Below are 7010 nucleotides of genomic sequence, written 5' to 3'. Positions count from 1 at the left end.
CAATGCTTCAGATCTATCAATGTTCGCGTAATACTTCCCACTTCTGCCAGGCTTCTAATCAAAGCTGTCTCTTTGTAAATAAAAAATAACTCTATGTTTTAAAAAGTTAAACCTATGAGAAGAATGTTGGATCGCATATTGCATATTAGATATGAATGAATTTACCGTCCTGCCCAAAAGACCCTGTGCGGCGGTAAGGACGTCATATTTTTCAGTATTGGTCGCTGTCGCTCCTTTGTAGAGACCGGAGAAAGGTATTACGAGTGGATTACGAGATGGAGGAGATGATGCCTACAGAATTTACCCGCCGAACAGATGCATTAACGCTTATTTTCCACAGAGATTACCGGTGGCTCACCGATAAGCTTAGACGGCGTATCAGCCATGGCACCGGCGCGGAAGATATCGCCTCCGAGGCGTTTGTGCGTCTTGCTGCGATCCCTGAATTGCTCAATATCCGCGAGCCGCGGGCCATGCTGACAACGCTTGCCCAGCGGGTATTATACGAAAGCTGGCGCCGACGAGATCTGGAGCGGGCCTATTTCAATGCCCTGGCTAGCAGACCGCAGTTTTGCCATCCCTCGCCGGAAGAGCAAGAGATGGTCGTAGAGTCCTTACTCACCATTGACCGCGCTCTTGATGGTTTATCCACCAATGCGCGCAAAGCATTTTTGTTTAATCAACTTGACGGTATGACCTATGCTGAAATCGCCCAAGAACTGGACGTATCCACCAGCATGGTGCGCAAATATGTGGCGAAGGCGCTCACCAATTGTTATCTGGTGCTCGCAGAGCATAATAATTAACCAGTTAAAAAAGAAATATGAAACCAACCCAGTACCCCGATCCCGCCTTACAGGAAGCCATCAAGTGGATGGTGCTGCTGCGTTCCGGCGAGGCGACGAAAGACGATTATCAACAATATAAGCGATGGCGTTATGCCGACGCGCACCACGATGCCATCTGCGCTAAAATAGAGGCCACGCTGGGTAAGATCGATTCACTTACGCATACCATGCCTTCGGAAAATGTTCGACAGACTCTCCTTGCGCCCTCAAGTCGTCGTAAATTTATATACAATACTCTGGGCATTGCCGCCATGGCCATGATCAGCGGCCTGGTAGTAAACCAGAAATATCCCGTGCCTTACCTGTTGTCCGATATCCATACCGACACCGCCCAACGACGGCACATCGAACTGGGTGACGGCAGCACCCTCGATATGAACGCGCGAACCGCGCTGAATATCACCCTCAACGATACCCTTCGTAATGTTGATCTGCGCACTGGCGGCATTATTGTCAGCGTCGTGAACGATACCCGGCCTTTTAGCGTCAATACCGGCATGGGGCGCGTCCTGACGGAGAAAGCGCGTTTTCATGTGCGCCAGGAAGACGGCGGTATCCATCTTGCGGTGCTGGAGTCGGTCGTAAAAGTCACTATACGGCGCGGCGACAGCCAATGGGTTGAAGCTGGTCACGGCCTGTGGTTCAACCAGGATACGCTGATGCCGGTGGCCATCTCCCCCGATGCGGAGACGGCCTGGATCCAGGGTCGTCTGGAAGTCAAAGATACGCCGCTGAGTTCCGTCATCGCTTCACTGAAAAACTACAGCTCGGCGATTATCCGCCTAGATCCGGCCGTCGCCAACCTGCGCGTCAGCGGCAACTTCCCGCTGGACGATGTGCCCTATGCGCTCGATGCTCTGGCCCAGACTATGCCGATTGCTATTACTCGTACCACGGGATATTGGATCCATGTCACCTCGTCCGTTGCTTGATTGCGTTTAAATTTGCTTTTTTTTTCCTAACAGGTGTCACTTTTGCTGCCTCAGTGCACATACAGAATAAGTCCCCCAAGAAATTTCCGCTAATGCAAGTTTGCGGTCAGTCAGGATTTATCGCGAGGTTAGTGGTGAAAGCACAGCACCTGATGTTGAAAGAAACAATCGAAGTACCTGAAAGAAAAAAGGCTACCGTACTTCTGCCTTCGAGGTCTGCGGCTACTAAAAAAGATTACCAGTCAAAACTGATGATTGCCGCCGTGGTGATGGTCCATCTGGCGCTGATTGCGGTGGCCATCACCCACACCACTCAATACCGGCCGTTGAACATTATCAATCCCGCAGAGCAGCCTAGCGTGCAGGTAACTATGGTGGCGGCGCCGCAGCCCGAACCGCCGCAGGTTCCCGCGGTCACCGAGGCGCCGCAGGTACTGGTCGCGGATAATAGCGACCGCGAAGTTGCGCAAAGCGACGCGCCTCCCGTAGCCCCCGCGCCGGAAACTAAACCAAAAACCGCGCCGCTGCCCAAGCCGCAGCCTAAACCTCGGCCTAAAATCATACCTAAACCTAAACCAGAGCCGGTAATATCACGCCCGGCGGCGCAGGCAAAACCATCGCCAGTACAAAATGCCAAGGTTGCCGACCAATTGGCAGTCCCGGCAACTTCCCAGGGTGCAATGCTGAAAAGCGCGCCCAATGCTACGCCGAAAAATGTACCGACCGTTGGCTGCCAAGTACCCGCCCCCGACTATCCGCGCAAGGCTAAACGGTTGCTGGAGGAGGGAGAGGTGCTGATCCGCTTAGTCATCAATGCGGACGGTTCCTTAAAGCGCGGCGAAGTCGCACGCAGCAGTGGCTATGACGATCTTGACCAGGCCGCAATGGCGGCGGTGTCCCGCATACGGTGTAACCCCTATGTGGAAAACGGCCAAGCGATTCCCGTTATGACGATACAACCCATTACATTCAAATTATCCCGTTAGCTCGTTGGGCTAGCAAATCAATAAAATGAGTAATAGCATTATTTGATAATTGAGGTAGCAAAATGAATGAGTTTAGCATTGAGCACGTTTGGTTGCAGGGGGACATGATCACCCACACGGTGGCCTTAGTCCTGCTGGTCATGTCCATAATGTCCTGGTCGGTGATCGCGATAAAATGCATACAAGGCGCGGGACTGCGCAAAATCGTCCTACGCGCCAAGCACCGGTTCTGGAGTGAAAAAACGCTGCCGTCCGCCATCGAATCATTAGGCAACAACGGCAATAACCCGTTCCGCGAACTGGCGATTGCCGGTCATGCGGCCATGTCACACGAGTACAATATTGAGGCTAGCATCAGCAATAATCTCGATATCAGCGACTGGTTGGCACGTTGTCTGAAAAACAGCATCGATGACAGTTGCTCCAGACTACAATCGGGCCTGGGTATCCTCGCATCAATCGGCAGCACCGCGCCGTTTGTTGGGTTGTTGGGTACTGTATGGGGCATTTATCATGCTTTACAATCTATCAGCATGGCGGATCAGCCAGATCTGGCCCATATTGCCGGTCCAGTTGGCGAAGCACTTATCATGACAGCATTCGGCCTGTTCGTGGCCATTCCCGCGGTACTGGGGTTTAACACTATCAGCCGGCGTAACCGAAGCCTGCAAAATGCCATTGCCCGCTTCGCTCACGAACTGCACGCTTATTATCTCACCGGTTCGCGTATTACCATCGCAGATGTCACTACACCGCTTGTCGATGAAACACCTGTGCCCAATAGCGTCCAGCCGTTTCGCGCTGGGCACTCGATGTAGTAGCCGCAGGCAGCAAGGAGAAAACAATGGGAATGCCCGGTAATTCACAGTTCGAGATTGACGAAGACCCACTGGTGAACGATATCAATATGACGCCGTTTATCGATGTCATGCTGGTGTTGTTAATCGTATTTATGATTACCCTACCTGTGATTAACCACGCGGTAAAAGTGAATTTGCCCAAGGCCAGCGCCAGCGTGGTGGATAATCACGCTAAGGCAATAGATATTTCAGTGATGGCCGACGGCAGTATCGCTTGGGACAAACAGACGCTTGACGACGACGCTTTTAAATCAAGGCTGGAAGAGACGGCAAAACTGCCGCAGTTGCCCCATTTGCGCATTTATGCGGATAAGGTGACGGAATATGGCCGAGTCGCGTTTATCATGACCAGCGCGCAGAACGTCGGGCTGACAAAATTTGATTTTGTTGTCGATAAAAATCCAGGCTGAAAGATACCGCTAAACCCAATGCCATTGCTTGGCGGGATTTTGAAGCATAAGTTCGCTCATGCCAGGACTATCTGAACGCCAGGCACCATGGACTACCCTTTATAGCTAGTTTTTTTGTCGACAGTCCGGCGTAGCTTGCATACCCCTTCTACCGAGGGACCAATCGACATCCACACTACAGGCACTAGCCTCCGGGCCTCCAACCGTCGCATGTAGTGCTTTCACTTTAGAGGTATGACATAAATGAGGATATCGCGGCGGAAAGTAGTTTTGCTGCTCGTAGCTGGCTTGGGTACAGTATGCATTTGGGCTGGGACAGCAATGGGCGAGACGGCATTTCAGGACACGCCCTCAGGGATAAGAGCGCTCCCGGGTGACGTGCTGCCTCCCTTTGGTCAGATTGATCCAGACGGAACTTTCCACGCGACGCCTCGGGACGTTCCGGCAGGATTCAATTTGGGGCCGAACCGCCCACCCGAGAGCATAGCGCGAGGCCCCTCACTGGCAGTGGCAATAACTGCGGCCGAAGCAGCGCTCAATACATGTCGGCATTCAGGCTATCGGGTCGGCGTCGCCGTGATCGATACGGAAGGGAAGGTCAGAGTGCTGCTCAATGCTGATGGAACTGATGGCAGTCATGGCTTTGTAGCCATGCGCAAGGCCGAGGCCGCGCTCGCCTTTAACATGCCTTCCTCGGAAGTGAATGACCTAGCTCAAAGCGACAAGAGCGTCCTCAAGCGAGTCACGCTCTCCATGCTACTGGATGGTGGGGCGGTGCCCTTGCATGTCGGAAGCACACTCGTGGGAGCGATTGGCGTGAGCGGATCTGCCGGTAAAATTATTGGCGCCCAGGACGAAGTCTGTGCACGTGCTGGCCGCGATGCATTCGCGGCGCAGCAAAAATGACAGGCTTATCGGCGTTCATTCGACCATCATGCCAGAAGCTCCGTGCCTTGACATGGACTACCTGGTTGCTCTGAGTCAGCTTCGTCGTTCGCTCTCAGACATGTACCGTTTATATGGAACAAACCTCAGCTAAGGCAGCTTCAAGCGGTTGATAATCATTATTAGATACCGTGAGCCGGCGTTGTTATCAGTTGGCTCAAACAAATATGGGTCTGGCTCAAGACCGCCGCAGGACAACGCTACGGTGGAGTCCTTCAACGGCAGGTTAAGGCAGACGAGAACGGGTTCATGTCTCTGGAGGATGCACGGTGCAAAATCGAGGCTTGGCGCATACACTATAACCAGAGTCGTCCCCATTCTGCACTGGGCTGGATGACACCCTCCGAATTTGCCGAAAAATCTGCCGGTTGCCAGAATATGCAGCCAGAATGAAGCCGGTTATTCCTGATTATGGCTGGATCACATACGGGGAGCGGGTCAAAATGGTGGTCGGATTATTAGGGCTGATATTTGTGCCAACTTGCCTATTGTCCATTAAAGTCCAGGATGCCTAAAAAAGAAAGCCAGGACTGGTAAACTGGGCGGCAGTAAATAAATAGGGCCCCTCAGAGTTCTGTTTTAGCCTAGCAGACGTATCATGTATGTCATCAGGACAAGTTATCCACTGATTGACAGGTTGCGCCAACTACAGTTGAATGTTGCAACGCAATAATAAATTGAAGGACCCCTGTAAATATGAAAAAGAGCGCTCCTGCTCATGGAGTTACACCCTCTGCATCTGACCTTCGGCATCTGGCATTTTGCGCACTATGCGCGCTGGAGTTTTCACGTCAGGATGGCAAAATTTCCAATGCTCACAGCGAAACCCTCTTCATGGTCCGTTGGCTTTCCACCGCGCAAAAACAGAAACGTTTCCCCAAAAGTGTAGCGTCTGAAATCACCCTGATGCTAGATCGAGGACGTCGTTACGGCACTGATGCGAACCTGTGCAATCATCTTGAAACTCTCTGGAATATGAACAATCATTCCATTGCACGCGGCTCGGACTTGTTTCGACTGACACAAGCCATCCAGGCAATGAAAAATTTGGGATGGGAAAACTACACAGTTAGTGAAGAAGAATGGGTCCAGCAGGATAATGCAGGGATTGAAGCCAACGGTTTTATTGTGGAGAAAGCCGCTTTGCATGAAGCTTTTGACTGCCATGGACGACTGACGGAATCACTTGAGATCCATGTCATAGGTAAGGCAAGCATTTTTGAGCAACAACTTAACGAGCATAAATTCCCAAATAAGAAGAGTGCGAAATCGGGAAACTTGACGTTAGTGACAATTTATCCACCTCAGGTTAGAAGTTGTGAATAATGCCACTTAACAGCAACGTCCCATAGCGACATTATCTATGTTAATAAAAGGTGTCTACACAATGACCTTTTCGTGTGTGCTGGTTCCATGTTATTGCGATAATTTTTTGCATAAATTTCTCAAAATCTGCGCTTCAATCGATTTATCTTACTAAACGCGGTTTGGACTGCCCCTAGGATCGTGGACACTTCTGGCCTATATTTTGAGCATAGGAGGATCCCATGGGAACACAGCGTTTCACCCCTGAGTTTAAAGAAGAAGCCGTCCGCCAAATTGTTGAACGCGGCTACTCTGTTACCGACGTTTCCGCCCGCCTGGGCGTATCCCCCCACAGCCTGTATAAATGGGTTAAAGCCATCAAGCCGGATAAAACCGAACAGCATGCCTCCGATTTACTGGAAGCCAAAAGCGAGATTCTCAAGCTGCGGGCGCAGTTACGTCGCACTGAAGAAGAGCGTGATATCTTAAAAAAAGCCGCGCGGTACTTTGCAAAGGACCCCGATTAAAGTATCGCTTCATCAACGATCATCGACATGAGTATCGCGTAAAAACGATGTGCCGGGTATTGGGTGTAGCACGGGCAGGATTTTACGAGTGGCTAGTCCTATAGATCCAAGAACACCAATGACCACAAGGTTAGTGAGTTTAACATCAACACCTCCAAGTATAATAATTATAAAGCCGGTAAGGATATCCCCCTTCC

At 51.2% G+C, this 7010-nt stretch carries 8 protein-coding genes and 2 pseudogenes; 9 read left to right on the top strand and 1 reads right to left on the bottom strand.

The window, feature by feature from the left end:
* Positions 1 to 287: 287 nt before the first annotated feature.
* The 9 genes and pseudogenes from J1785_RS05035 to J1785_RS04995 all read left to right on the top strand — a co-directional run.
* Positions 288 to 806: a sigma-70 family RNA polymerase sigma factor gene (locus tag J1785_RS05035; protein ID WP_217137487.1), complete on the top strand. Its 519-nt coding sequence runs from the start codon at positions 288 to 290 to the stop codon at positions 804 to 806.
* Positions 807 to 823: 17 nt separating this feature from the next.
* Positions 824 to 1780, top strand: coding sequence for a FecR family protein (locus J1785_RS05030; RefSeq protein ID WP_217137474.1), 957 nt, complete (start codon positions 824 to 826; stop codon positions 1778 to 1780).
* A 134-nt stretch (positions 1781 to 1914) separates the two neighbouring features.
* Entirely contained in the window at positions 1915 to 2766 is an 852-nt protein-coding gene (locus tag J1785_RS05025; RefSeq protein WP_217137475.1) for an energy transducer TonB, read from the top strand.
* A gap of 149 nt (positions 2767 to 2915) precedes the next feature.
* Entirely contained in the window at positions 2916 to 3584 is a 669-nt protein-coding gene (locus tag J1785_RS05020; protein ID WP_238483081.1) for a MotA/TolQ/ExbB proton channel family protein, read from the top strand.
* A gap of 32 nt (positions 3585 to 3616) precedes the next feature.
* Positions 3617 to 4036, top strand: coding sequence for an ExbD/TolR family protein (locus tag J1785_RS05015; protein WP_227969101.1), 420 nt, complete (start codon positions 3617 to 3619; stop codon positions 4034 to 4036).
* Positions 4037 to 4543: 507 nt separating this feature from the next.
* On the top strand, positions 4544 to 4942 hold the full coding sequence (locus J1785_RS05010; RefSeq protein ID WP_217137478.1) for a GlcG/HbpS family heme-binding protein: 399 nt from the start codon (positions 4544 to 4546) through the stop codon (positions 4940 to 4942).
* A gap of 217 nt (positions 4943 to 5159) precedes the next feature.
* Positions 5160 to 5374 (top strand): annotated as a pseudogene (locus J1785_RS05005) (integrase core domain-containing protein); the annotation flags it as partial.
* Between the two features lie 303 nt (positions 5375 to 5677).
* On the top strand, positions 5678 to 6307 hold the full coding sequence (locus J1785_RS05000) for a DUF2913 family protein (protein ID WP_217137479.1): 630 nt from the start codon (positions 5678 to 5680) through the stop codon (positions 6305 to 6307).
* Positions 6308 to 6528: 221 nt separating this feature from the next.
* Positions 6529 to 6908 (top strand): annotated as a pseudogene (locus J1785_RS04995) (transposase); the annotation flags it as partial.
* On the opposite strand, the gene J1785_RS04990 reads toward J1785_RS04995, so the two are convergent.
* On the bottom strand, positions 6826 to 7010 hold a 185-nt coding region (locus tag J1785_RS04990), incomplete at its 5' end, for a hypothetical protein (protein WP_217218946.1). The pseudogene J1785_RS04995 and the gene J1785_RS04990 sit on opposite strands and share 83 nt — an antisense overlap.

This window comes from Rahnella perminowiae, assembly GCF_019049755.1.
GTDB classification, from domain to species: domain Bacteria; phylum Pseudomonadota; class Gammaproteobacteria; order Enterobacterales; family Enterobacteriaceae; genus Rahnella; species Rahnella perminowiae.
Note: the sequence above shows the minus strand (reverse complement) of the source record. Positions and strands in the feature narration are given on the sequence as shown.

Bases quoted from the DNA above. Each gene is read 5' to 3' on its own strand.
- J1785_RS05035 (WP_217137487.1), top strand. From the start codon at position 288: ATGCCTACAGAATTTACCCGCCGAACAGATGCATTAACGCTTATTTTC.
- J1785_RS05030 (WP_217137474.1), top strand. From the start codon at position 824: ATGAAACCAACCCAGTACCCCGATCCCGCCTTACAGGAAGCCATCAAG.
- J1785_RS05020 (WP_238483081.1), top strand. From the start codon at position 2,916: ATGTCCTGGTCGGTGATCGCGATAAAATGCATACAAGGCGCGGGACTG.
- J1785_RS05015 (WP_227969101.1), top strand. From the start codon at position 3,617: ATGCCCGGTAATTCACAGTTCGAGATTGACGAAGACCCACTGGTGAAC.
- J1785_RS05000 (WP_217137479.1), top strand. From the start codon at position 5,678: ATGAAAAAGAGCGCTCCTGCTCATGGAGTTACACCCTCTGCATCTGAC.